The sequence below is a fragment of the Sphingobacterium sp. UBA7253 genome, from assembly GCF_002472745.1.
Taxonomy (GTDB): domain Bacteria; phylum Bacteroidota; class Bacteroidia; order Sphingobacteriales; family Sphingobacteriaceae; genus Sphingobacterium; species Sphingobacterium siyangense.
Genome location: NZ_DKSP01000037.1, coordinates 34444 through 61370 on the forward strand (window position 1 = coordinate 34444; position 26927 = coordinate 61370).

A 26927-nucleotide genomic window follows, 5' to 3' on the forward strand; every position below is an offset into this window, starting at 1 on the left:
ATTAATTGTTGAATAGTTTGTCTCATCTTCGGTAATTCATGAAGATTTCCCATGCAGAAAAGTATTAAACGAAATATTTTTGTAGCCGCTACATATGCTGCAGTATTGCTTCTCGGCTTGCTGTTGGGACAAAATTATGCCGAGGAGCAGGGAAGTAACCAGAAAACCACCTTTTCAAGTTTGCGCTCCAATGGCAATTCCGATAAATTACAATATCTCATTCAGTTAATTTCCGAGAATTACGTCGACAATGTCAGTATAGACACCGTGCAGGATGAAGCCATTGAGCATGTTGTTTCCCGCCTGGATCCTTTTTCCACCTTTTTGAAACCCAATCAAGTGCTAGCAAAGCAAGAAACTCTTGAGGGAACATTTGATGGTATCGGAGTAGAGTACTTTCGCCTGAAAGATACGCTACTTGTTGTTGGGATGGTTGCAGCTGGTCCCGCTGAAAAAGCAGGTATGCGTATTGGCGACCGCATTTTAAAGATCGGAAATAAGGATCTTGTCGGAAGAAAGGTTGCGGAATCCGAAATTGAAAAACTGATCCGCGGAAAGAAGGGGACAGCTGTATTGATCTCCATTCAACGCAATGGAGTAGTATTGGGCAATCCAATAAAAGTCATTCGTGATCAGGTAAATGTTTCGAGTTTAGATGCATCGTATATGATCGCTCCGAAAACAGCTTATGTGAAAATTCGAAGATTTGGACATAAGACAGCAGATGAATTCCGGCAGTCACTCCTTGACTTACGAAAAAGCGGAGCTCAAGATCTTATTTTGGACCTACGTAATAATGGTGGCGGATTTGTACATACGGCAATTGATCTGGCTGGTCAATTTTTCAAAGAAAAGAGACTGTTGATGTATACCGAGGGTGCGAATGAACTACGCCAGGATTTCTATTCTGAGAAGGCGGGCGATTTTGGTGATGGCCGGGTCATTGTGCTGATCAATGAAAGCACAGCATCAGCAAGCGAAATCTTGAGCGGTGCTCTTCAGGATTTGGATCGGGCAACGATTGTCGGCCGCAGGTCCTATGGCAAAGGTTTGGTGCAAGAGCAATTTGATTTTTCAGACGGTTCTGCAATCAATCTGACTGTCGCTCGCTATTATACCCCTCTTGGAAGATGCATTCAGCGAAAATACACACGCGCTAATTTTGATGCAGCAAAATACATGACAGGCTTCGATCTATGGACAATGGATACCGAATTCAGTCAAAAGGAAATGTTTACAACCAGTAAAGGAAAGCTTGTCTTCGGTGGTGGCGGTATTCTTCCGGACGTGACTATCCCGATTGACACCAATGAAACCAGTGCCAAGTACCGCGAGATATTTCATTCCAATGCGATCGAAGAGTTTGTTTATGATCGTTTCACGAAACATCTGCCGGCATATTCTATCGAAAATTTTATTAGTGGCTATCACTTGCCAGCAACAGAATTTGATCTATTCATTTCATATCTTAATAGCCAAAAGCGGATCGCGGTCACAGCCAAAGAAGCAAAAAACTTACATGATTTAATTCAATCCGATATCGAGGCCTTGGTCGGTCGGTATTATTTTGGTCGTGAAGCGTATTACAAAATCAAAAACCGAAGAGATAAATTTATTGAAATAGGTCTTAAAACGTTGGGGTATCAAATGCCTAAGGTTTAAGTCTAAGATCAGACCATACAGGATAATGATCCGACAATTTCTGTTTGACAATCTGATAGTTCATTACCTGAAATTTCGGACTGGCAAAAATATAATCGATCTGGAATATCGGAAGCAGGGCATGATGGGTTACTCCCCAGCCATTACCTTTCTCCTTAAATGCATTATACAGCCTGTCTCCAATTAGATTGACCGAGTAGCTCATTGGCGTATCATTGAAATCACCTACCGCAATATAAGGATATTGACATTCATTCATGTGTTTCTTTAACGAATGCGCCTGTTCGCTACGAAGCTCGAAGGCATTCTTAAGTTTACGGCTCAATTTACGTGTCCTCGAATTATCCGATTCATTATTATTCGACAGATTTTGGATAAATTCCTTGTCTTCATTTTGAAGCGCAAAAGAACGTAAATGTATATTGTAAATGCGGATCAGTGTATCCTGTTTTTTGATATCTACATAACTAATCCGGTTGATTCCGTAATCGTTGTCTCTGATGGTCCCTGAATCATAGATCGGGAAACGCGAAAGAACAGCCATTCCATACGCCTCGTAATCGTTTTTAGAACTAGGCTCAAAGAAAAAATAATCATAGCCCAGTTTATCTTTGAATTCCTCTGAGAACACATGTTTTCCTTTAATCTTGCTAATATATTCCTGAAAGCAGATCACATCGGGAGATATGCTGTCAATAATTCGGACAACGTCGGCTTTAAAGTTTTTTTTCTCATCGTTTACTTTTTTGAACAAATGAGCATTGAAGGTCATGATGCGAAGGGTACGTGTCTCGGAGGATACAGGGGCATTCTCTTTGCGAATGTTCCAATGTTTAGTTAAAAAAGGCCATCCAATGAGGATTGTAACGAGTGAATAAAGTGCAATTTTTCGTTTGCGGAGTAGCCAGTAAAAGATAAATCCAATATTGATAAGGAGAATTGGAAGGTAGCCCAGGCCCATAAATGCAATGGGCCAAAAAGATTTAGGATTAATGAAGGTCGCCGAATAGCTCATAAGCAATGCAACGATCGCAAGCATATTTGCCAGGAACATTGTTTTACTTATAAAGCCCAGTTTTCTTCTTAAAAATGTCCTTTTATCCATCAACCTTGTCACCACTATTGCTTGCCCTAAAGAGCGTTTCTTTTTCATGGTTCGTTAGACTGTCGTAGCCAGAAACAGAAATTTTATCTAAGATAGCATCGATTTCGTCCTGATTGGGTAAGTCATAACGATGTTTCCGATTTGTCGGAATATTGTTACCTACAACGACTTTCATTTTTGCAGGCTTCTGTTGTTTTTTCTGAAAAATCGTAGACCAGTCCATTCCCGATTTTAGCGCATAAGTGAATCCCATTGCAAAAAGTATAACTGCAAAATACGAGATGGCAGCAGGTCGATTGGTCATCGTAAGGGCAAGAAATTCTAGCCCAAAATAAACAATGGCCACTAATTTTAGCTTAACAGTACCAATAAGCAGGAAGCGTAATTCGTACTTGGGAACCAAAGTAACAATTGCTGCCAATATCGCTGCCAGGGGGAGAGAGCCGCCCATGAGCTGCACGCTGTCAGAAACGGGAATAAGTGATCCAAAGCCCACATAAAGAAGACTGCCGAGCAGCCATGAGGCGATATAGACAAATAGAAATTGCCGTTTGTTTAAGAAGGTAAAGAAGATCTGACCGACCCAATAGAGCCAGAGACTATCAAAAAGTATGGTCCAGAGCTTGACGTAAACGAAATTCGATGTAACCAATGACCAGGGTTGTGCAATAAAGCTTGAGAAATTACTCGGTAAACTTAATAGACGCACCGTAGGCTCCAAAAAGCTTTGTGGTACAATTTTTAATTCGAAGAGCAGGTCTAAAAAATAAATGAGGACAAATAAACAGACCTGAATACTGATCACCAAAGGTACGGGCGATCCAGTTTTATAGGTTTGTCTCCAAAAATCTTTTAAACCGATGTTATTCATTGCGCACGATATTAATAAATTCCTTTTCTAATCTTCCACAGTTTAAGCAGTAGATAGCCAAATAGTGCACCACCGACATGAGCCAGGTGAGCCACAGAATCCCCTGGTCTAGACAAACTCATATAAATTTCGATGAGGATGAATCCACCGATCATATACTTTGCTTTGACTGGTACAGGAATAAACAAAAATTGAAGCGGTATGTTTGGAAAAAGGTAGGCAAATGCTAATAGAACACCATAAATGGCTCCTGAGGCCCCCAACATCGGAATGAGGTAGGTTAGTGCTTCATTATTTCCGGTATTGGCCATGGCAATAAGTTCGTTTCCGCTTATGCCGTGAAGTGGAGCGAAAGAACCTGTCGAATTATAGAGTTGTATACCATTTACAGCTGTATAAAGAAACCAGGCACCGATTCCCGAAACCAGGTAGAAATTTAAAAAACGTTTTGAACCAAGGACCTGCTCAATCATAGGACCGAACATGACCAGGGAAAACATATTGAAGAAGATATGGCTAATATTGTTCTTGTCGTGCATAAACATATGCGTGATCACCTGCCAAATTTTAAAATAAGGGGAGTCCGGATAATAGACCGCAAGATAATCATATGCTACAGGTACAAGTTGTGATCCAATATAAAATATGATATTGATGATCAATAAATTCTTGATAACAGGTGTCAGTTGTGGAAACATATATTTTATCTTCTAATTTTTGCCAAATTTTTCCGCTAACTCTTGCAGTGTAAATGTTACAATCACAGGGTTGCCATAGATGGAGATATTGGGTGAGTGACAGGCAAATAGTCTGTCCACAAGCTCTGCCATTGCTGTATTGTCCAACGCGGTACCAGGTTTAATGGCCGCATTACGGGCAAGGCTTTTTGCAAGATTTTCGCGCTTAGCGAGCTTATACTCAGATTGATTGTTTTTGTAATCCTCCAATATTTTCTCAATCATCTTTATTTCGTCGAACCCTGTCCCTAAGTCTGCAGGAATTCCGTCAATAATATAGGAATTTTTTCCAAATTCACGAATTTGAAAGCCTAAGCCATTGATGTCTTCCAGGAGATCTTTCATTAATTCATTATCTGCAGCATTTAGGTCCAAAGTCTGTGGAAACAAACTTTGCTGACTCAGCCCTTTATGTTGGTCCAGTTGCGCAAGAAATTGCTCAAAGAGAATACGTTCATGTGCAGCCTGTTGATCAATTAGAATAAATCCAGAGTGAATCTGAGAGACAATATATTTATTATGGAGCTGAAAAAAGAGCTTTGAGGATGACTTATCCTCCACCTGAATGACCTGTGAGCTATCCGTATGCAATTCCGGCTCCGCATGCAATGGCAGCTGAACAGATTCCTCCTCTTCGACGATTTGGTACAGGGAATCCCAATTGCTAGGTATGCCACCTGTTTTCTTGTTAAGTCCTTCAGCGTAGCTTTCTGAACGGGTGTAGCTCGAATTGGATTTCGATTTGTCTGTATCAAATGGATTGAAGTCTGGATTAAAAGTTACCGTTGGAACGATAATTTCATCCAATGCCTTTTTTGTAATAAGATTGGTGAAGCTTGTTTCCTGTTCAAAATCCAAAGATGGCATGATATTGTACCGTCCCAACGATCTTTTTACGGCTGAACGGATAATGGCGTAAATAGCCTTATCGTCTTCATACTTAATTTCGGTCTTGGTAGGGTGTACGTTGATATCGATGCGTGCAGGATCTATGTCGATAAATAATACATAGAAAGGGAATGTTTCGGCCTGTAAAATATCTTCATAAGCATTCATGACTGCATGGTGCAGGTATGGATCACGTACAAAGCGTTTGTTGACAAAGAAAAACTGTTCACCACGTGTTTTTTTTGCAAATTCAGGTTTCCCAACAAAACCTTCTACCTTGATGATCGACGTATCTTCTTCCACAGGGACAAGTCGCTGATTGTAATTGTTCCCGAAAATATGGACAATACGTTGTTTTAGTGTCTCTGCCGGCAAATGGTAGATCTCATTTCCGTCGCTATGTAAGGTTAGGAAAATCTGTGGGTTCGATAAAGCAATACGTTGAAATTCATCAATGATATGACGCATTTCTACCGAGTTGCTCTTTAGGAAGTTCCGCCGTGCAGGAATATTGTAAAAAAGATTTTTAACTAAAATATTTGTTCCGGCAGCAACAGCTTCCGGGTATTGGTTGACAACTTTTGATCCCTCTATCTCAACAACTGTACCCAGTTCATCTTCAATGCGGCGTGTTTTGAGCTCTATCTGTGCAATCGCAGCAATGGATGCCATTGCTTCACCACGGAAACCCATCGTACGGATAGCGAATAAGTCTTCAGCCTTACGAATTTTCGATGTTGCGTGACGTTCAAAACAAAGACGAGCATCAGTTACGCTCATGCCACAGCCATTGTCAATGACCTGGATCAATGACTTGCCTGCATCTTTAACAATAAGTTTTATTTTGTCAGCTCCAGCATCAATAGCATTCTCAATCAATTCTTTAATGGCAGACGCTGGTCGCTGCACCACTTCTCCCGCCGCAATCTGATTAGCAACATTATCTGGAAGTAATTGAATAATATCCGACATATAATACAAAGTTAAGAAATATCCATATTTACAGCGTATAAACACTGATGAAAATCAACTGGACATTCCGTATGTTCTTTAAAAGCAAAAACCTTTAATGTGTTCATTTATACAAATGAAAATGGATGGCATTGATAAATAGTTGTGTCCTATTCCTCGGCCGTCAACGTCAGTGTTCGATATCTATTGCCCCTGTAAGACAAAGCCCAAGGAGTTGGAAAACATTCCTGCGCAATAACCGAGCCATCCCGGGCAAACAGCAGCCGTGAAACATAATACTTCGCGGCTGCCGTTTCAAAGGCATTACATTTCCAATTTTAAGAAACGTGCTGTTTCGCTTTTATTATTTTTAATTAAGTTTTCAGGTGTTCCTTCAAATAGAACCTGCCCGCCGTCTTTGCCACCTTCGGGACCGATATCAATGACCCAATCGGCCGATTTAACGACATCAAGGTTATGCTCAATAATCAAAATGGTATTCCCGCGCTCGACCAGACGATTGATAACGCCCATAAGGACATTGACATCTTCAAAGTGAAGACCTGTTGTCGGTTCATCAAGGATATAGAATGTATTTCCAGTGTCTTTTTTAGAAAGTTCAGTAGCCAATTTTACCCGTTGTGCCTCACCTCCCGATAAGGTTGTGGAGGACTGTCCTAAGGTGATATAACCCAAACCTACATCCTGCAGTGTTTTGATCTTTCGGTAAATACTCGGTACATTTTCGAAGAAATCCACAGCATCGTTGATGCTCATATCAAGTACATCGGAAATGGATTTTCCTTTGTAGCGTACCTCTAAAGTTTCTCGGTTGTAGCGTTTTCCGTGACATGTTTCACAAGGAACCTGTACATCGGGAAGGAAATTCATTTCGATGACTTTCAGCCCGGCTCCCTGACAGGTTTCACAACGACCACCTTTGACGTTAAAGGAAAATCTTCCTGGCTTATAGCCTCTGATCTTAGCTTCTGGAAGTTGAACAAACAAGGTTCTGATATCCGAAAATACACCGGTATAGGTCGAAGGGTTGGACCGTGGTGTACGGCCGATAGGACTTTGGTCGATCTCGATGACTTTGTCAATATGTTCTAACCCTTCAATTTTTTTGAAAGGAAGTGGAATTGCTTTGGCTCTGAAAAAATGTTTATTCAAAATCGGGTATAAAGTACCTGTGATTAGGCTTGATTTACCCGAACCTGAAACACCCGATACAACAATGAGTTTTCCTAATGGAAAAGAGACAGACAGATTTTTTAAGTTATGTCCGGTTGCTCCATGTAATGACAATGTTTTTCCATTGCCCTCACGGCGTTTCTCGGGAATCTTAACCTCTTTTGTCCCGTTGAGGTAAGCTGCTGTTAAAGAGTTCGATTTTAGGATTTCTGTTGGTGTACCTTCGGCAACCACAGTCCCACCATGAACGCCTGCAGCAGGTCCCATGTCGATAACATGGTCGGCATGTAGGATCATGTCTTTGTCATGTTCCACAACAAGGACCGAATTGCCAATATCGCGTAGGTTTTTAAGCGCATTGATCAAACGTTCGTTATCCCGCTGATGGAGCCCAATACTCGGTTCATCCAGAATATAAAGTACATTCACCAGTTGGGAACCAATCTGTGTGGCCAAACGGATCCGCTGTGCTTCACCACCCGAAAGTGTTTTAGCTGTACGGTCCAAGGTCAAGTAATTTAGGCCGACATCCAGCAGGAAGCCTAAACGTGCGCGGATTTCCTTTAATATCTCCGTTGCAATAATGAGCTGGCGTTCATCAAGTTTGCTTTCTACCTGATCAAACCATTCTTTGATGGATGTAATGTCCATCGTTGAGAGCTCATGGATGTTTTTATCCGCAATTTTAAAATGTAAAGACTCTTTTTTCAGACGCGCTCCCGCACAGGTTGGACAGGTCACTTTTGTTCTGAAGTCATCTAAAGAAGGCGCCTCATCCGATGATTTTCCCGAAAACTCTTCCAGCATCTTAAAGATTCCTTCAAATTCAACACGATATTCACGTGTGCCATAACTTCCATAAGATACCGTGACAACGATAGGCTCTTCCTTATTGCCAAATAAAAGCTGATCAATCTGTTCTTCAGTTAGTTTTTCAAGCGGTGTTGTAATCGTAAAATCTAATTTTTTTGCGACAGCTTTCAATACTTCCGAAGTCCAATTTTCCCGGGTAGGTCCCAAAGGGGCCAAACCACCTTTTTGAATACTTAGTTTTTTATCCGGAATAACGGCATTCTTATCAATTTCAAAAATATAGCCCAAACCATCACATGTAGGACAAGCACCGTATGGGGAATTGAATGAGAAGGTATTTGGCTGTGGCTCATCATAAGAGATGCCCGATTCGGCATCCATGAGATAACGGCTATAGAATTGCTCCTGATTATCTTTCGTGGAGACCTTGATGATACCTTTCGCTGTTTTCATCGCCTGCATCACTGAAGTCTGTAAGCGCTTTTTATCTTCACGCTCTACTTTCAGACGATCTACGACGATTTCAATATCGTGTATTTTGTAGCGGTCAACCTGCATTTTTGGAACAAGGTCCAATATTTCTCCATCCACACGTACCTTCACATAGCCTTGCTTACGGATTTGTTCAAACAACTCACGGTAGTGGCCTTTACGCCCCTTAACCACTGGTGCCAGGATGTTCAGGGCCTGTCCTTCAAACTCAGTCAAAATCCGTTCGATAACCTGATCGTCCGACATACGCTCCATTTTCTTCCCGGTCACATAGGAGAAAGCTTCTCCTGCTCGGGCAAATAGTAGACGCATAAAGTCATACACCTCAGTAATGGTTCCAACAGTGGACCTCGGGTTTTTGCTGGTGGTTTTCTGTTCAATGGAGATCACTGGACTTAAGCCCGATATCTTGTCCACATCCGGACGTTCCATGCCTCCCAAAAACTGACGGCTGTAGGCACTGAATGTCTCCATATACCGACGTTGTCCTTCGGCATAAATGGTGTCAAAAGCCAAGGAAGACTTTCCGCTGCCACTTAAACCTGTGATAACAACCAATTCATTTCTCGGAAAAGAAACATCTATATTTTTTAGATTATGCGCACGCGCTCCAAATACCTGAACTTCACTTTGTTCGCCCAAATCTGGGCTTCTTTTTACTGCCATGAAAACTCCTTAAGGTCCCGTGTGAGGGATTAAATGCAAAACATGCAAAATTACAGATTTTAAAGGAATTATGCGAGCCTTTCTGACTTTTGGAACAAAATGTGATATACAAGTGATTTAAAAAAATAATGTACCTTGCACAGTAAATCTAAATTTATGCGAAAATACGACGTCAGCAAACAAGAGAAACAATCGATCGACGATATTGTCCAATTTTGGAAGAAAGAGAACTTATTAGATGAGCAAAAAGCGAACGAGCTGATGGATAGTTTAGACGTGAAAAGTTTTGATTGGGGACAACTGGCTAGATATGCCTTTTGGATTGCCTTGGCATCTCTGGTCTTCGCTGTCTTTTCGTTGTTTACAGATGCATCATTCTTGGCCTTTGTGGATACACTCTACGAAGCACCTAATATCCTATTTTGCTTCTTTTTCGCTGCCGTGGCTGTATTATTCTATACGCTGGGTTTTCGGTATAAGAAACGCTATCCTTATAAAAATCTATCCACGGAAACCATGATGCTGATTGGAGTTTTCGGAACTGCGGCCTGTATCGGGTTTATGGGTAAAGTATTGGATAAAGATACGATGCACTATTCCCTGTTATTTTTACTCTCCGTGGCGATTTATGGCTTTCTTGCCGTCAAGCTCGAGAGTAAGCTGATTTGGACGTTTATGCTTTTGGCCTTGGGCGTATGGTTTGCGACCGAGACCGCCTACCATAGCAATTGGGGATTTAAGTTTTGGGGGATGAACTATCCGCTGCGTTTTACCATTTTTGGGGCACTGATAACCGCGTTGGCTGTTTGGGTTCAACCCAGGTTTGAAAGGCTACAAATCTTTCAGCCCATCAGTTATATTGTGGGATTGATCTATCTGATGGTATCCTTGTGGACCCTTTCTATTTTTGGAAATTATGCTGATTTCTATGAATGGACGACTGTACGTCAATACCATATGTTCTACTGGGGTATTTTATCCACTGCCGTGTCGGTATTCCTGGTTGTCTACGGCTTAAAAGCGAAAGATAACGTCAGCAGAGAAGTAGGCTTTGTATTTTTAGTGCTCAATATCTATACCCGCTATGTCGAGTATCTCTGGGATAATATCAATAGAGCAGTGTTCTTTTTAATTTTGGCCGTGTCCTTTTGGTTTGTCGGCCGTTGGGCAGAGAAATTATGGAACAAGCGGAAAGAAGAGATTGCCGGATAATCCTTAAAATTGAATCGTAAATCCGACTGCTCTATGTGAACTGATACTAAGCTTGGGATCTAGGCTTAAGTATTTTCGGATTCGGGTAATAAAGACATCCATACTCCTTCCGGTAAAGAAATCTGCGTTTCCCCATACCTTTTCAAGGATTTCTTCGCGTGTGACAAGTTGACCATTGTGTTGCGACAGAAATAGGAGAAGTTGCGATTCACGTTCAGTAAGCTTATATTGTTTCGAAGCATGGCTTAATAATAACTGTTCGGGATAGAAAATATACGTACCTATGGCAATCGATTTTGGGGTACTATTTTTCTGATTTCGCTTTAATATATTCTGTATGCGAAGTAACAGTTCTTCAGGATCACAGGGTTTGGTGATATAATCATCGGCACCGATTTTTAGTCCCGTGAGCTTATCTATTTTTTGCTCCTTGGCTGTTAAAAAGATAAATGGCAACGTGGGGTATAGGGCGTTGATTTCTTTAGCCAGGCTAAAACCACTAATTTGAGGAAGCATAACATCCAGTATAACCAGATCGTAATCGGCTAGCTGCTGGAAATTTTCCGTAAGATCATTGGGCTGCGCTATCCAGTCTATGTTAAATGTGGATAGCTCAAGGTATTGCTTGAGCATAAAACCAAAATCGGGATCGTCTTCAACGAGTAATATTTTATTCATTTTTGTTTTCAGTAGTTGAGTTAATATAAATACTTTAGTCTATGGCCGTCTATTGTCTTTTCACAGCTTATCCTTGTTTTTGGTCATATTTCCGATGATGGGACAAGCGCATGCGGCAGCTGGATTTTAAACGTAGTCCCGACATTGGGTTCGCTGGTTACAGTAAGTTGTCCGTGATAACGATCGACGATTTTTTTTACAAGGAAAAGACCTATTCCCAGGCCTTTGGTGTCGTGAACATTGTCTTTTTGTATGCGGTAAAACTTGTCGAAAATATAGGGTAGCTCGGACTCCTCCATGCCGTAACCGTTATCCTGTATATAAACCGAGAGTTTGCCTTTCTGATCCTCAAAAGAGATATTAATCCAAGTTGCACCATATTTTACGGCATTGTTCATCAGGTTCTGAAATAGTGTTGTCGCATCATTTGGGCTCAGGCATAGTTTGCCGTCAGGCAAGAGACTTAATTGGAATGCAATAGCGGAGTTGGTCAGTTGAAAATCGTCGAAAATAGCTTGTAGTTCTGTGCTTTTAACAGGAGGCTGATCAATAGTTTGAAGATTTTCGTTAAGTGGATCAAGGGTTTGTTCCAAGCGATTTACTTGTCGTTCAATGACGGTTATAATGCTTTCGTCTGTTGATTTCCGAAGTGTTTTAGCAGCAATTTTCAGGGTTGCAATAGGTGTTTTGAGTTCATGTGAAATATTGTCGACGACATCGTGCAGTACAGTGATCTGTTTCTGCTGTTTTCTGAGATTCTGAATGGTTCTATAAAAAAGCCAAAGAAAAGCGGCCAGAATAAATAGGGTGCTCAGTAGAAGCGAAGTGAGTTCCCTGAACAATATCCAGTTGAGATTTGTCACCTCAAAGGAAGTCTTCCGGTGAACAAAAAAGGTGTACAAGATCTCCCTGCTTTGGATACTGTCTTTGACTTTCTGTGTTTCCGTTTTTTCTGTTATCCACTCGCTTGAAGAGAGTTCTACAGGCTGACGAAATGTCCCATTCGTTATGTAAACCGTGATTGGACCAGCCGCAATCTGTTTTTCTAGGTTCTTAAAGTAGATACCCAAAATTTCCTTTTTCAGGATAACATCCATTCCCAAGGGTTTAAATAAGCTGTCGACGTATCGTGTAAGCTTTTGGGATGTTTTATGGGCGTTTGTGCGGTATAGCTCTTTTAGTTTTTCGGCCGTTATCTCATGTTTAACCAATTTGATGTAGTAATCTCTTGCAATGTCTTTGCTCATTAAATCATCATCAAAAAGCCTATCATTTTCATGGAGCTTGCTCAGCTTATTTTTCACCGTGGTAAAAATATCGCGTTGTTTGAGCTGATAGGTGTTGTGTAATTGATAGCTCTGTATGCCGATAAGAACGGCAAAAAATAATGTAAAGAGAACGATATAACTTTTGGGCTTCAATTCCATATACAAATATAACTGCTGAGGGCTAAGATAATATACCTTAACCCAGTATTAACCCTTTATTAACCATTATTTGCCGTCACTATAGACACTTTTGAAGCATAGCATATCAGTATGAAATGGCCGCGATTGTCAAATAGAATAATGCGGATAAGCTATACTAGAATTAAAAGACTAATTATTTGTACATGAAATTGATCCTATTTTTTCTGACTTTCCCCCTGTTGCTTTCGGCGCAGACTAAACAAATCGGGGGACAAGTACAGGATGCAAACAAAATTGTGCTGGCGGGTGCGACCGTTATGCTATTGGATAGCAACTATCAAGAGATCCGTGAAGTGAAGACTGACCATTTTGGAAAATTTGTAGTTACGCTGGATCATCCGAGTGGATACTATCTACGGACAACCTATCTGAACTTCAAGTCTCAGGAACTTTTTTTTCGCAGCGATACCATTTCACGCCCTTTGTTACTTGAGCTCCTTCCCGAAGCAAAGGTACTCGAAGAAGCACAGGTCGTGGGTCGAGCTCCCCGATTGATCCGCAAGTTGGATCGCTTAGAGTTCAACGTTCAGAATTCCAATCTTTCAGCACTCAATAGCTGGGATATTTTGAAGCGTACGCCATTGGTGATGGTGAATGGTGCGGATTTAATGGTCCGGGGGAACAAAAATATTGTTGTCCTCATTAATGATCGAAAAGTAATGCTCACGGGGGACGAACTGAAAATCTATCTGGAGAATACAGCAGGTAGCGACGTGCAATCGATAGAGGTTATTACCAATCCACCTGCAAAATATGAAGCTGAGGGAAGCACGATTATCAATATTAAACTTTCCAAATCCAACCTATATGGCTATAGAGGCACGGTGGTTGCATTGGCCGAAAAAAGCAGTACCTGGAAGCAACTGTTTGGACTGACCCAGTATTATAAAAATGAAAAATTCAATCTTCGAGGTACTTATAATTTCGGACGAGGGACTTACGCACGCTATGAAACGAATTATGTTTATTATCCGAATGAGCAAACCTCATGGGAAGGTGTCATGGATCGATTTGATACCAATAACAGTCAGAACAGCTATGTGTTTTCGATAGACTATACACCCGATACAACCTGGACGGTTAATGCTGGACTAAATGGATATTACGGACCGAAAACCTATGGTACTTATGAGGTGCCCACCATTATATACGATAAAAATCATGTACAGGAGTCTAGTTATTTTACCACCAATGACCATCAACGATCGACAAAAACGAATAACCTCTACCTTCAGGTAACAAAGAAGCTTAATTCCAGGTGGAGCATAAATTGGTCATCCTACTTCACTGACAATCATTCGACAAATGATCAGGATGTACTGACAGCGCTGCGATTTAAGGGGGAGGAACCGACAGATACCCGATTTATTAGTAATAATGGAAATAAAAATCGGCTTTTTTCTTCCCAGATAGATTTCACCGGAAAAATAAGGAAGCTGGGGATGGAGTTTGGTGGGAAATTTAGCGATGTGAAAACGACGAGTACCCTTGCTTTCTTTGATGATGAATCAGGAGAGCTCGAGCAAAGGCCTGATAAGAGTAGTGTGTTTGATTACAAAGAACGTAATGTGGCTTTGTATGGCTCATTGGACTATGCCTGGAAAAAATGGAGCTGGAAAGCAGGTTTAAGGGGAGAATATACCGATTTGGAAGGTATTGTATCCGAACCAACTGATATCAATAAGCGTGATTATTTTGTGCTCTTTCCGACATTTTACATGCAATATGCCTTGACTGACGATCAGCAGTTTGGTTTTTCCTATGGGAAGCGTATCAGCCGACCTTCTTACTCTTGGCTTAATCCCGCAAAATCCTATTACAATCGTTTTTCTTATTTTCAGGGAGACCCACGTTTAAGGGCGACGATCGTTCATAACCTGAATCTGACCTGGACAAAAAACAACTGGAATATCGATCTCTTCTACCGATTTGAAAAGTGGCCCAATATGGAAATTTCCCGCCAAGATAACAACAATCACCAACTTATTTTCCAATATACCAATATCAAGAAAGGACAAGGGGCAGGGATAGACTTAGGAAAGAGTTTTCAGCTGACCGGCCGCTGGGGATTGAATCTGCAGCTAGAGGGGATGTATAACCAGAATTACTTTATGGGTACTGATGACATATTGCACAAGAATGATGTGTATATCGGCAACGGAAACGTAAGCACCAACTATGTGCTGAATAAGGATGCCGGTTGGAACCTTGAACTGGGTAATACATTTACATCGCCCACGATACAGGGGCCATTTCATATTACAGGGTATTCAAGTACCTATGTGATGACAAATCGAAAATTCTTTAAAAAGAAATTTGAAGTAAATCTATCATTTATGGATATTTTCAAAACAGAGAAAATGACGATATCATCCAAGTACGGCGATCAAAATAATTTTTATAGGGACTATCGGGATACTAGAAAAGTAAATCTGACGCTGCGATATCATTTTGGAAATCAGAAAGTCAAAAGCAGTAATCAACCCACTAGAACAGAAGAGCAGAATCGTTTGTAAATCAGTTAACCCTAGTAAAGTGAAATCCTTCCGATTCCCTGTATCTATTTTATTCATAATACATTGGTAAAGGAAATGGATGTAGCATTCATTAAAAACAATAATCCTCCACATCGCATGTGGAGGATTATCAGATGCTAAGAAAGTATTTTCTTAGTTTATTTTCAAAGAATACGTGATATTGATACCACCAGCGGCAAGCATATCGTGTACTGAGCAATATTTTTTAACGGCTAATTCAGCCGCTTTGGCTGCTTTTACCTCATCAATTTCACCTTTTAGGAAAAAATTAATGTGTATATCTGTAAATACTTGTGGAATTTCTTCCCGGCGTTTACCTTCTACTTCGACCTGGATATCGTCAATTTGTTGGCGTTGTTTTACCAATATGCTATGGAGGTCAAAGACGCTGCAAGAACCCAGTGCCATTAAAACCAATTCCATTGGACGCACACCTTTTCCTTCACCGCCGATAGCTTCCGAGCCATCAATGTTGACTTTGACAGGGGATAATTCACTGCTGGCTTCGAAATGCACAGCTTGGTTGACACGGTTTAATTTGATTTTCATCTTATTTTATTCTTTTTTTGCTCGTTTAGGCTGTGGAACGTGAGACAGTAAGTCACCCTTTCTACAGCCTAAACGAGTTTTTTCTGTTCAATCTATACTAAACAAACTTAGATAAATTACCTTTTATATGCAATATAATTGCGTAGTATATAAAAGTAATTTATCGATCTCTCCTCTGCCTATTGAGGAACTTATTTATAGAGGAAATATACAAAAAAGGCAGACGATTATTCGTCTGCCTTTTGTCAGTATATTGATCCCTGTTTATTTTGAAACAGTATCAGGTAGTTTAACACCGCGATATTTTGCTACGTCAACTTGTGGGATCTTCGATCCATATTTTGAATTGATCGCACTGATAAAGATATTGGCCATTAGGGCATTTCCAATTGGCGTTAGGTGGATACCATCCAAAGAGAAGGCATTTCCAGTAATATATTTGGCACTAACCGCTAATCCGTTGATACGAACACCATCTTTTACATTATTCAAGAACTCATGTACATCCGCCAAGGCCAGGCCTTTTGAGTTTGCAGCAGCTTTGATGGCCGTATTATACTCGTTGATACGTTGTACAACTGTTGCCGTTTCGCTTACATCAAGCACGTATTTGTCTTCCACAGGATTCAGTGGGTGTAAGCCGTACGGAATTTGTGCCGCATTTGGTTTCCCCAATAATCCTGTTGAAGAGAAAGGGAGAACAAAATAATCTTGATCAGTAGCTGCACGAGGACCTGACTTTGTGGCAATGTAGATATTTGTTACCGGTGTCGGCGGATTTGTTGCATTCACGGCTGCCAATAAAGCGGCACGGGTTACCGTCGTAAAATAAGGTGTTGCTGTTACATCAGGAATTGTGGCCAGTACGCCTTTTTGACCTCCTGCTGTTAATGTCGTTACATAGTTGCCCAATAAAGACGTGAAGAGCGCAGTAGAGGTCAATGTTGATGTTGGTCCATCTTCTACACCACCGTTAGTCGCCCAGCCTAAAGCATCGTTATTGCCTAAAGCAAAACTAAAGAAGGTGTGGTTTTGCGTGGTGGAATAGGCAAAATATGTTTTCATCGCATCCGCGTCAGGTAGTAAGCGTTCGAAATACATGTTTCCAGCTTGGGATCCCACGCCAGCAGCAAAGGCCATATCCATACGCATACCCGGTACACCAAGGTTGTTAATCGGGTCGGTATATTTGGTCAACAATTTTGGTGAAGCCGAGCGATAGGCCAATTTATCAGTTACCTGGGCAGTAACAGGCTGGCCATTGACAAGTGCTGTAAGCGTAATATAGCCAGAACCATTGGCTTGATCTTCACTGAAAAATGGCGATTTGAACTCACCTCCACCCACTTGTTTCAATTGCTCCGCAATTAAATTGGGGTAAGCCACCTTTTGGCCCTCCAAGTAGAGTCCGCCATCGGCATAACCTGCTGTCAATGAATTTCCGATGGCAACATATTTTGAAAAATTAAGCGATCCAGCCGAAGGCGTATATTCGTCCAAGGTAGGTTTACATGAGGCGATCGCTAAAAGTGCTAACGCCGCAGCTATATAAAGTTTGTTTTTTTTCATCTTAGTCAAATTTGGCTGTTAATTACCATTTATAGCTTACACCAATACCAGGAGCAAAAATATTTGTCGCATAAGTCCCGGAAAGATGACTCTCCACATTGGTTGATTGGCGAGCCACGATGCGTTGGTATGCAAAGGAACCTGTGACGTCAAATTTTGGTGATGGTTTTATTGTAAAACCTCCTGATATCAAATACCTGGTGTTATCTGGTGTCTCCGGATAAACATAAGCACTCTGCTGTACTGGAGTTGCGATCACACCGCCACCTATACGTAATTGCAAGCGGTCGGAAGCAATATATTCCAATCCTGCTTTGACGGATCCTGCTTTATCGTATTTTTTTGGAGAATGCGTATCTTGCAATACCGGCGTATTTTCTTTGTAATCGAAATCTAGCGCCTTATAGATGTCATAATTGATGATTGTTGCATCAAGAGCCATCTTCAATTTCTCCGAAATAGGGAAGGCAACGCCCGCGGCAAATGTGGATGGTAGCGGTAATTCAGCACTGAATTTGTTGCCCGCAGGGAAGTTGCTTGCTACCGATTCAGGCACGTCAAAATTTGCATCTCCATTTTTAAGTTTGGTGACGACTTTAGAGCGGTAACTTACCGATATAGCGAAGTCGTCTTCTAAGTTATAATGAATACCCACGTTATACCCCGTTCCAGTTCCAGTTCCTTTTAGGGTTGCCAGTCCGGCGTGACCGTCTGGATAGAATACCGGAACAGAATTTTCGAGGTCTACGGTACCAATGTTGTATACAAAACCACCCCCAACACTAAAATTTTCAGTCAGTTTGAAACTCAATGTGGGCTGAATATAGATTGCACGTAGCGAAAGGCTGACCAAACTGAATTTACCTACCCAATCTTTCCCCCAATCGACGGCTCCACCGTAAGGTGTGTATACTCCAATACCGGCTTTCCACCAGGAGTTTTTAGGGCCGAATGCAGCAAATAATGAAAAAGGAGTTGAAATCTGATTTCTAGTATGATAAACAACTGTACTGCCGACCTCTTGAAAGCCAGATTTGTACATCACGGCATTACCGGCAACTGAAATAGCGTTATGGTCCATTTTTGCTAAAGCACCCGGACTATAAAAAATGGAAGACTCATCTAAAAAGTAAGCAGAACCTGCTCCCCCCATTCCCACAGCTTTGGGACTTTGTAGATTCACTTGAGATCCTTGTGCAAACAGGAGTGACGGACTTGCACAAAGTATTGAAAATAGCAGTTTCTTCATACTAGTGTTTATTTTTGGTTAACATTCCTCTTTCAAATACAATGCTAACATAATAAATGTTTGACTAAAATTAATAAATGTTGTGTAATATTTTTTTTGCTCGTACCTTTAAGTGCAAGGATACTAAAAATTAAACGATCATATTATATGGCTACAATCACTTTTAAAGGCAATCCAGTAAACACAAAAGGCAGTTTACCACAGGTTGGCGAGCAAGCCCCTGATTTTAAATTAACTGCAGGCGATCTTTCCGATAAGTCTCTTACAGATTTCAAAGGAAAAAAAATTGTATTAAATATTTTTCCTAGTGTAGATACCGGAACGTGTGCTGCTTCCGTACGTGCATTTAATAAAGAGGCTTCTCAGTTGGATAACACCGTTGTGTTATGTATATCGAAAGATTTGCCTTTTGCACAAGGACGCTTTTGTGCAGCAGAGGGGCTAAATAACGTAGTGACATTATCAGAGTATAAAGATTCAAACTTTTCAGATGCTTATCAATTGGCTATCGCTGATGGACCTTTGGCAGGTTTATTAAGCCGTGTTGTCATCACATTGGATGAAAATGGAAAAGTATTGTACGAAGAGCAAGTCGCAGAAATTGCTGATGAGCCAAATTATGCTGCAGCGATCGCATCGTTGAATTAAGTAGGATGTGAGTGAATAAAAAAGCCTTTGCTTATGCAAAGGCTTTTTTAGTTGATGTATATTCGCTAACTATAACAAAGCGAATGTTTATTTCGTTTTCTCTAAAGCCTGCAAGATATCGTTGATGATATCTTGTTGATCTTCCAGACCCACAGACAGGCGGATACTGCCCGGTTTGATGCCTAAGTTTAAGCGCTCATCTTCCGACAATTTTGAGTGTGTGGTGGAGGCTGGATGCGTTGCGATTGATCTTGAATCTCCTAAATTAGAGGTATATAAAATCATTTCCAAATGATCTACAAAGGCTTTTGCTCGCTCAAAACCACCTTTGACAACAAAGGTTACAATACCGCCACCAGCTTTCATTTGTTTCTTGGCCAGCTCATATTGTGGATGGCTTGGTAAAAATGGATATTTTACATCCTCAATTTCCGCATGATTTTCCAATGCCTCGGCCAAAGCCAATGCGTTAGAACAATGGCGGTCCATACGGATGCCCAACGTGTCTAAACTTTTTGATATGATCCAGGCATTGAAAGGCGATAATGCGGGGCCTGTATGACGGATAAAGAACATCAATTTATCGATAAGCTCTTGTTTTCCGACAACAATACCGCCCAAAACACGACCCTGTCCATCCATATATTTGGTCGCCGAATGGATAACCAGGTCAAATCCATATTGAATCGGTTTCTGAAGATAAGGTGTGGCAAAGCAGTTGTCAATCGACAGAATGATATGGGGATATTTCTCCTTAAATTTACCCAACCATTCCAAATCAACCAATTCCAGACCAGGATTGGATGGCGATTCCAAAAAGATGATTTTCGTATTTGGCTGAATCGCTTTTTCCCATTCTTCCGGATTAGCTGCGTCTACGTAAGTCGTGGTCACACCCCAACGTGGGAAGAGTTCCGTAAATAACTGATGTGTAGAGCCGAATATTGCACGTGAAGAAACGATATGGTCTCCACTTTCGATAATTCCTGCAAATGAGGCAAATACTGCTGCCATACCTGATGCAAAAGACAATCCTGCTTCTGCACCTTCAAGAATACAAACTTTGTTGATGAATTCTGAAGTATTTGGATTGGCATAGCGGGAGTAAATCATTGCATCCTCTTCGCCAGCAAAGACCGCCCGACCTTGTTCAGCGCTGTCGAAGATAAAACTTGATGTAAGGTATAAAGGAGTCGAATGTTCGCGAAGTGCTGAACGATCGACCTGTTCACGTATGATTTTAGATTGATCTTGTTTCATGATGGGTAAAGTTACGAGATGAAATTTTTATATTCGTATAATTAGCAATGAAATAACCCATCTTATGAAAAAAATATGGCTTTTGCCTTGTACTATATTCCTAGTGCTTTGCTTTTCCTGTTCAAAGGATGAGGAAGGAACTTTTGACAAAGACCAATGCAAATTCCGATCTTGTATCTAGAGTCATCTACCGCTGAATTATTTATGTCTAACGTGAACGAAATGAAATTGAGTTATCGTGGGAAACAATTGGATCGCATTATAGGAGGATTTTTAGAGATACCTACCACGAACGGATTTGCCCCCTTTTTTACGGATAAGGTGTACTGGGACGTTCGTGTAAACGGAAATCGGATGATACTTGAAAAAAAGAGTTTTAATAAGGAACTTATATTTTCAGACAGACAGAAGTTATTATTTGAGGGCGGGAAAATTGTCGAACTTATCAATACATAGGTGATTTGCTAAAAGGGGAGTACAGCTACGTCGACGAGCAACTCAGGTCCTAAAAAACGTTCTATTTTAATTCAGCGAAGAACCTAGATAGCCTCGTTGTAAGTTATCCTAATTCAGCTTTTAAAACTGTTCAGATATTTAGTGACTATGATGCCAAGCCTAATGAGATCAAAGGAGTTATAGTGCTGGAAGAGTTTCTCCCCCGAGCCTTGTCGACAAACAATTATTTAAGAAAAAATACAGTTTCGATTTCTGAAACTGGCGAGCGGGTTCAAACTGGCCGGGCCACATGTGCTGAACAATTGTTCTACTAGTGCCAAGTATTATTACAGCATTCATGTTTTGCATATTTTAATCAATCGATTGATTAAAACAAAGAATACGATTTGACCTAGGGATAAATTCTGTTGGAGCTGAGCATCGATCGGTTTTGTACGCAAATGTTACATACAGCATTTTGCAAAACTTCTTATCTTAGGGCTTTACAACCTAATTTTCTAGCACATAAATATAGACTATGTTGACAATCTTGTTATCCTCCATTTTACTTTCCAGCGGGCCTGTAGCCAAATCAGATACTTTAAAAGCTTACGGGGCTCTGCCAACCGAGCGTCAATTAAAGTGGCAAGAGATGGAAACGTATTGTTTGATTCATTATACGCCGACAACTTTCCAAAATAAGGAGTGGGGTTATGGTGATGCACAGCCCTCATTGTTTAATCCTTCGGCTTTTGATGCAAATCAAATTGCTAAGGCAGCGGCAGCGGGTGGTTTCAGGGGCTTAATTAGTGTGGCAAAGCACCATGATGGATTCTGTTTGTGGCCAACCAAGACAACATCCTATAGTATCGCTTCTTCGCCATGGGAAAATGGAAAAGGTGATATGGTCAAAGATTTTATGCAAGCGACCCATCGAAATGGGATGAAATTTGGTGTATATCTTTCTGCTTGGGATCGTCACGATGAACGTTACGGTACTCCGGCCTATGCTGAAGCCTACAGACAGCAGCTGACTGAATTGATGAGCAATTATGGCCCTTTGTTTACATCCTGGCATGATGGAGCAAATGGTGGTGATGGCTTTTATGGTGGCCATGAAGGAAAGCGTATCATCGATCGAACAACTTACTATGAGTGGCATGAAAAAACCTGGCCAATTGTACGAAAATTACAGCCTGAAGCGGTTATTTTCTCAGATATCGGTCCCGATATGCGTTGGGTGGGTAATGAAAAAGGATTTGCTGCTGAAACTTCATGGGCAACATTTACGCCGATTGGCTTAAACGGAAAAGTCGCTGTACCCGGAGCGACAGAATCACATAATGCCGAAACAGGTGACCGTAATGGTAAATATTGGATACCTGCTGAATGTGACGTGCCACAACGTCCGGGATGGTTTTATCATGAAGAACAAGATAGCCGTGTAAAAACACCAAATCAGCTGTTTGAGATCTATTTAAAATCCGTTGGAAGAGGAGCATGCATGAATCTTGGCTTAGCACCGATGCCTTCTGGTACATTACATGAGAATGATGTGAAGTCGCTGCAGGCTTTTGGGAAAAAAGTGAAGGAAACTTTCCGTACCAATTTAGCCAAAGGAGCGACCATCACGGCATCCAATGTCCGTAACGGTGATTCAAAATCCTATGGTACTTCATTTATTACCGATAACGACCGCTATAGTTATTGGGCAACAGACGATTCCAAAACATCGGCTACATTGGAAATAAAATTAAAATCCCCAGCGAAGTTCGACCTTATTCAGTTGAGAGAAAATATTAAGTTGGGACAACGTATCGATAGTGTTTCGATTGAACGTTGGGAAAATAACAGCTGGAAGCCTTTGGCCAAAGCAACAAGTATCGGCGCAAACCGCCTCATCAAACTCGAGCAACCTCAAACTGCAAGTAAATTACGTCTTCATGTTTATGCTCCTGTAGCGATTACGCTCAGTGATTTTGGATTGTTCAAGGAGTATAACGAGCCTTTTGCATTTAATACCAAAGAGGTGAAAAAGCTGACTGGATTTAAGATTTCGACAGGTAGATCCAATAATAATGCTTATATATCTGACGGAAAACCAGGTACTTTTGCGACTGTTGCTGATCAAGGTGTAATCGTTGTCGCTACAGATAAACCTGTTTCTGGTATCGGCTTCCTTCCTCGTCAGGATGGAAAGAACATAGGGACACCAACACATTATAAAATATCAACCAGTACCGACGGAAAAACATGGACCCTTGTTAAAGAGGGCGAGTTTTCCAATATTAAGGCAAATCCAATTTTGCAACAGGTGTTTTTTGATACGAACAGTGCAACCAAGTTTATCAAATTTGAACCAAAACAATTTATCGACGGCAATGAATTGGCCATAGCGGAATTTGAATTGTATGGCAAATAAATTCTTAATGTTTATCGTGGTATGTATATGTCATACCACGTTGCTTTTTGCCCAACAAAATCCACTCGTACTTTGGTATAATAAGCCCGCGAAGGTTTGGGAAGAAACTCTGCCATTGGGAAATGGACTCATCGGCATGATGCCAGATGGAAATCCTAGTCAGGAAAAGATCGTGCTCAACGAGATCAGTATGTGGTCGGGCAGTCCAGAAGATCCCAATAATTATGAAGCCTACAAAAATGTTGAAGCTATTCAGGCACTGCTTAAAGCTGGTAAAAATGATGAAGCCGAAAAACTGGTCAATGAAACTTTTGTGACCAAAGGCAAGGGGTCTGGTTTTGGTAATGGTGCAAAGGTTCCCTATGGCTGTTATCAGTTATTCGGTGACCTTTTGCTGGATTATAAATTGCCCGCGGGAACGATCGAAGATTACAAGCGTTCCTTGGACTTAGCGACTGCCTCGGCACAAACCTCATTTAAGATCAACGGACAACAGGTCCAACGTCGTTATTATACTTCTTTTGACAATAATGTAGGTGTTATCCAATTGAGTCAACATAATGATGAGGTACAGCAGTTAGGCATATCATTCCAGCGCCAGGAAAATATTGACCGTTACACCTTGTTGGACGATGGGATTCTGATCGAGGGATTTTTGCCTGATGGAAAAGGAGGTAAAAATCTGAAATTCGTTGGATTAATTCAGGTTAAAGGTAAAAATCTGCAAATCAGCAAAAAGGATAAAACCTTAGAGGTGTCTGCAAAAGGCGGTCTCACGGTCTATTTCTCAGCAAGTACTTCCTATTATGGGAAGGATCCTTTGCCTGTTGTCAAAGCGGCTGTTGCAGCAGCAAAAACTGTTGAAGAACAGAAAATATATAAAAACCATCTTGCTGCCTATCAAAAAATCTTTAATCGGGTAAGTCTTAATCTGTTTGGAAATCCGGCGAATAGCGCTATCCCTACCAATGAACGGATTGCCAATTTCTATAAAAATGCAGTTCAGGACCCTGATCTGGCCACGATTTATTATCAGTATGGAAGGTATTTGAATATTTCAAGTGCTGCTCCTAAAAATACAAATTCTCTGCCGCCAAATCTGCAGGGACTATGGGCTAATCAGATCAATACACCTTGGAATGGTGACTATCATCTCAATATCAATGCACAGATGAATCATTGGGGCGTGGAGGTCAATAACCTGAGCGAATATCATAAGCCTTTTATTGAAATGATAAAGCGGATTGCAAAAACTGGCGAGCAGACAGCAAAGGCTTACTATAACGCACCGGGTTGGGTGGTCTATATGATGACGAATATCTGGGGGTATTCCGCTCCGGGTGAGCAGGCTTCCTGGGGAGCGAGTACGGCCTCAGGCTGGCTATGTAACCATCTCTGGGAACATTATCTGTTTACCGGGGATAAAAATTACCTCAAAGAGATTTATCCGATACTCAAAGGAGCGGCAGAGTTCTACGATCATACGCTCGTGCAGGACCCTAAGACAGGATGGTGGGTCACTTCACCGTCGGTGTCGCCGGAAAATACTTTCCGAATGGCCAATGGAAAAGTTGCTGCAGTTGTGATGGGACCTACCATTGACAATCAGATCGTACGGGAGTTGTATCAGGCAGTAATTCAAGCAGATTCTATCCTGGCGATGAACGATAGTTTTGCCGGTACCTTGAAAACAAAGCTGAAGGATATCCCTCCGCCTGTAGTCGTTAGCCCATCCGGGCGTGTCATGGAATGGCTCGAAGACTATCAGGAAGTTGAACCTAAACACCGACATGTATCGCATTTATATGGTTTGTATCCTGCGGCATTTATCTCGCCACAGACGACACCTGAATGGGCTGAAGCTGCACGTAAAACTTTAGCTGTGCGCGGCGATGAAGGAACGGGCTGGTCGATAGCATGGAAAATATTGTTTTGGGCCAGATTACAGGATGGTGATCATGCACTCGAAATTTTAAGGCAATTGCTTAAACCCGCTTTTACCAATGAAACAACGTATCAAGGAGCCGGGGCAGGTACCTACCCTAATTTATTCTGTGCGCATCCGCCTTTTCAGATTGATGGAAACTTTGGTGGTGCAGCCGGAATTGCCGAGATGTTGATACAGAGTCATAACGGTTATATCCATCTATTACCTGCTCTACCCAAAGCCTGGTCAAAGGGCGAAGTTAAAGGGCTTAAAACCCGCGGAAACTACACCGTAGACATCAAATGGGAAAATGGAAAAGTTTCCGATTTGCAGATTAAAGGTAAAAAAGGAAAGATTCGTCTATTTGAAAACGGAAACTATAGAGATTATGAGGTTCGTTAACTATTTGTGTTTGATCTCCGTGCTGGCCTTGGGGACGACAGCTTGTACCCAAAAGTCCGAATCGGCGAAGACAGCCGCCTTGTTGAATAGCTTTAGCTATAAGATAACCGGAAAAACCACTGCCGCAAACGGAACTCAGGTGAGCCTCGTCGATCACGATAATAAATTGCAGCAATTTATAAAAACTCAGGTTGCCGATGGACAATTTGTTTTGGAAGGCGAATTGGCTATGGCCGGATTTTATGATATTCAGATAAAGGGTATGGAGCCCTATAGGTTATTTGTCGAAGGGGGGAGTGACTATGATTTGAGTGAAAATCAGGGCAAGTTTACCTTGACAACCTCTTCGCAGAATGCAAACGATTTTGTGCAGTTCAATGCAGCCTACCAAAAGCGTGAACAGGAGGAAAAAAATAAAACGGCAAATAAAAGCCAACGGATAAGGCAGTTGGAGAGCCAGTTGCCTTCGATGGCTGCAAGAAAGGATGGTTCCTATGAAAAAGCAGTGGATGAAATACAGCGCTTAAGCGGTAATGCCGCATTTAATCCACGTACATTATATGCCGATTTTATTCTCGATAGTACCCACCGCTCATCCTTGGTATTGCCTTATTTTTTTAAATACATCTCCTTGGATCAGACGAATTATGAAAAATTCGATGCCGCATTGTTGAGTTTTAATGCAGATTTGCAGAAGCATCCTTATTTTAAATTTGCCCGAGAAAAGGTCGATAGGGTGAAAGACTTCTATGAAAATATGCCAGTATTTCCTGCTATTAGCCCCATGAATGTAGAACGGGATAGCTTGAATTTAAAGGATATTTCAAAGGCTAAAATGCTGATCGCCGCATTTTGGAGAGCTTCCAATACAAATAGCAAGGCCGATATGGGGATGTTACGGAAAAAAGAATCTCAGTTGAACGCTATGGGAGTACGTGTTATCTATTTTTCACTGGATAAGGATCTGGATAAATGGATCAAATCAAGTAAGGATCTCGCCCTAGGTAAGCAGAGCTATTTTTTGAATTATAACGACCAAGCAACGATGGAAAATGATTTTGGTATAGATCGTACGCCAAGTTATTTATGGATAAATCCGCAGACCTTCCAAATTTTATCCTTGAGTGGTGAGGATCCAGCGATGCCACAGTTTTTAGGGAAGGTAAAGGTATTTCTTGCTAAAAATTAACG

General features: G+C 41.2%; 19 protein-coding genes. 8 read left to right on the top strand and 11 right to left on the bottom strand.

Features of this window, described 5'->3' with window-relative positions:
• Nucleotides 1–51 precede the first annotated feature (51 nt).
• A complete protein-coding gene (locus B2X72_RS03610) occupies nt 52–1662 on the top strand; it encodes a S41 family peptidase (protein WP_286848296.1) in 1611 nt (536 codons plus the stop codon).
• Here B2X72_RS03610 and B2X72_RS03615 read toward each other — a convergent pair.
• From B2X72_RS03615 to uvrA, 5 genes are all read right to left on the bottom strand, one after another.
• A complete protein-coding gene (locus tag B2X72_RS03615) occupies nt 1652–2815 on the bottom strand; it encodes an endonuclease/exonuclease/phosphatase family protein (RefSeq protein ID WP_244294384.1) in 1164 nt (387 codons plus the stop codon). The genes B2X72_RS03610 and B2X72_RS03615 overlap by 11 nt on opposite strands.
• On the bottom strand, nt 2760–3638 hold the full coding sequence (locus tag B2X72_RS03620) for a rhomboid family intramembrane serine protease (protein WP_286848298.1): 879 nt from the start codon (nt 3636–3638) through the stop codon (nt 2760–2762). The genes B2X72_RS03615 and B2X72_RS03620 overlap by 56 nt, the downstream gene beginning before the upstream one ends.
• 11 nt (nt 3639–3649) lie before the next feature.
• Nucleotides 3650–4336 carry a rhomboid family intramembrane serine protease gene (locus B2X72_RS03625; RefSeq protein ID WP_286848299.1) on the bottom strand — a complete coding sequence of 229 codons (687 nt, stop codon included), beginning with the start codon at nt 4334–4336 and terminating at the stop codon, nt 3650–3652.
• A gap of 12 nt (nt 4337–4348) precedes the next feature.
• Nucleotides 4349–6235, bottom strand: coding sequence for a DNA mismatch repair endonuclease MutL (gene mutL / locus B2X72_RS03630; protein ID WP_286848300.1), 1887 nt, complete (start codon nt 6233–6235; stop codon nt 4349–4351).
• A 303-nt stretch (nt 6236–6538) separates the two neighbouring features.
• Nucleotides 6539–9379: an excinuclease ABC subunit UvrA gene (gene uvrA / locus B2X72_RS03635; RefSeq protein ID WP_070570252.1), complete on the bottom strand. Its 2841-nt coding sequence runs from the start codon at nt 9377–9379 to the stop codon at nt 6539–6541.
• 156 nt (nt 9380–9535) lie between these two features.
• Between uvrA and B2X72_RS03640 the strand changes: the two genes are divergently transcribed.
• Nucleotides 9536–10591 carry a DUF2157 domain-containing protein gene (locus B2X72_RS03640; RefSeq protein ID WP_070570250.1) on the top strand — a complete coding sequence of 352 codons (1056 nt, stop codon included), beginning with the start codon at nt 9536–9538 and terminating at the stop codon, nt 10589–10591.
• 3 nt (nt 10592–10594) lie between these two features.
• On the opposite strand, the gene B2X72_RS03645 is transcribed toward B2X72_RS03640, so the two are convergent.
• Both B2X72_RS03645 and B2X72_RS03650 read right to left on the bottom strand, forming a co-directional pair.
• The gene (locus tag B2X72_RS03645) at nt 10595–11269 is read right to left on the bottom strand and encodes a response regulator transcription factor (RefSeq protein ID WP_046673688.1); all 675 of its coding nucleotides are present in this window, start codon (nt 11267–11269) and stop codon (nt 10595–10597) included.
• An 83-nt stretch (nt 11270–11352) separates the two neighbouring features.
• The gene (locus B2X72_RS03650; RefSeq protein WP_286848302.1) at nt 11353–12696 is read right to left on the bottom strand and encodes a sensor histidine kinase; all 1344 of its coding nucleotides are present in this window, start codon (nt 12694–12696) and stop codon (nt 11353–11355) included.
• A 185-nt stretch (nt 12697–12881) separates the two neighbouring features.
• Between B2X72_RS03650 and B2X72_RS03655 the strand changes: the two genes are divergently transcribed.
• A complete protein-coding gene (locus tag B2X72_RS03655) occupies nt 12882–15254 on the top strand; it encodes an outer membrane beta-barrel family protein (protein WP_286848304.1) in 2373 nt (790 codons plus the stop codon).
• A gap of 153 nt (nt 15255–15407) precedes the next feature.
• Here B2X72_RS03655 and B2X72_RS03660 read toward each other — a convergent pair whose 3' ends face one another.
• The 3 genes from B2X72_RS03660 to B2X72_RS03670 form a co-directional block, all read right to left on the bottom strand.
• Nucleotides 15408–15824 (bottom strand): OsmC family protein, encoded by a 417-nt coding sequence (locus B2X72_RS03660; RefSeq protein ID WP_070570243.1) that lies wholly within the window; start codon nt 15822–15824, stop codon nt 15408–15410.
• Nucleotides 15825–16088: 264 nt separating this feature from the next.
• Nucleotides 16089–17393: an SGNH/GDSL hydrolase family protein gene (locus tag B2X72_RS03665; protein ID WP_286848306.1), complete on the bottom strand. Its 1305-nt coding sequence runs from the start codon at nt 17391–17393 to the stop codon at nt 16089–16091.
• A gap of 22 nt (nt 17394–17415) precedes the next feature.
• The gene (locus B2X72_RS03670; RefSeq protein WP_070570239.1) at nt 17416–18642 is read right to left on the bottom strand and encodes an OmpP1/FadL family transporter; all 1227 of its coding nucleotides are present in this window, start codon (nt 18640–18642) and stop codon (nt 17416–17418) included.
• Between the two features lie 147 nt (nt 18643–18789).
• Here B2X72_RS03670 and tpx point away from each other — a divergent pair, with 147 nt between their 5' ends.
• Entirely contained in the window at nt 18790–19290 is a 501-nt protein-coding gene (gene tpx / locus B2X72_RS03675; RefSeq protein ID WP_070570237.1) for a thiol peroxidase, read from the top strand.
• Nucleotides 19291–19377: 87 nt separating this feature from the next.
• Here tpx and B2X72_RS03680 read toward each other — a convergent pair whose 3' ends face one another.
• Entirely contained in the window at nt 19378–20550 is a 1173-nt protein-coding gene (locus B2X72_RS03680; protein ID WP_075994398.1) for a trans-sulfuration enzyme family protein, read from the bottom strand.
• A gap of 156 nt (nt 20551–20706) precedes the next feature.
• Here B2X72_RS03680 and B2X72_RS03685 point away from each other — a divergent pair, with 156 nt between their 5' ends.
• The 4 genes from B2X72_RS03685 to B2X72_RS03700 all read left to right on the top strand — a co-directional run bounded on the left by B2X72_RS03685 (nt 20707) and on the right by B2X72_RS03700 (nt 26925).
• Nucleotides 20707–21006, top strand: coding sequence for a hypothetical protein (locus B2X72_RS03685; protein WP_145327499.1), 300 nt, complete (start codon nt 20707–20709; stop codon nt 21004–21006).
• A 517-nt stretch (nt 21007–21523) separates the two neighbouring features.
• Nucleotides 21524–23407, top strand: a complete 1884-nt coding sequence (locus tag B2X72_RS03690) for an alpha-L-fucosidase (protein ID WP_286848307.1) — start codon at nt 21524–21526, stop codon at nt 23405–23407.
• Entirely contained in the window at nt 23397–25736 is a 2340-nt protein-coding gene (locus B2X72_RS03695; RefSeq protein WP_286848308.1) for a glycoside hydrolase family 95 protein, read from the top strand. Before B2X72_RS03690 ends, B2X72_RS03695 begins: the two co-directional genes overlap by 11 nt.
• A complete protein-coding gene (locus B2X72_RS03700; RefSeq protein WP_172462412.1) occupies nt 25723–26925 on the top strand; it encodes a DUF4369 domain-containing protein in 1203 nt (400 codons plus the stop codon). The genes B2X72_RS03695 and B2X72_RS03700 overlap by 14 nt, the downstream gene beginning before the upstream one ends.
• The last annotated feature ends 2 nt before the right edge of the window (nt 26926–26927 follow it).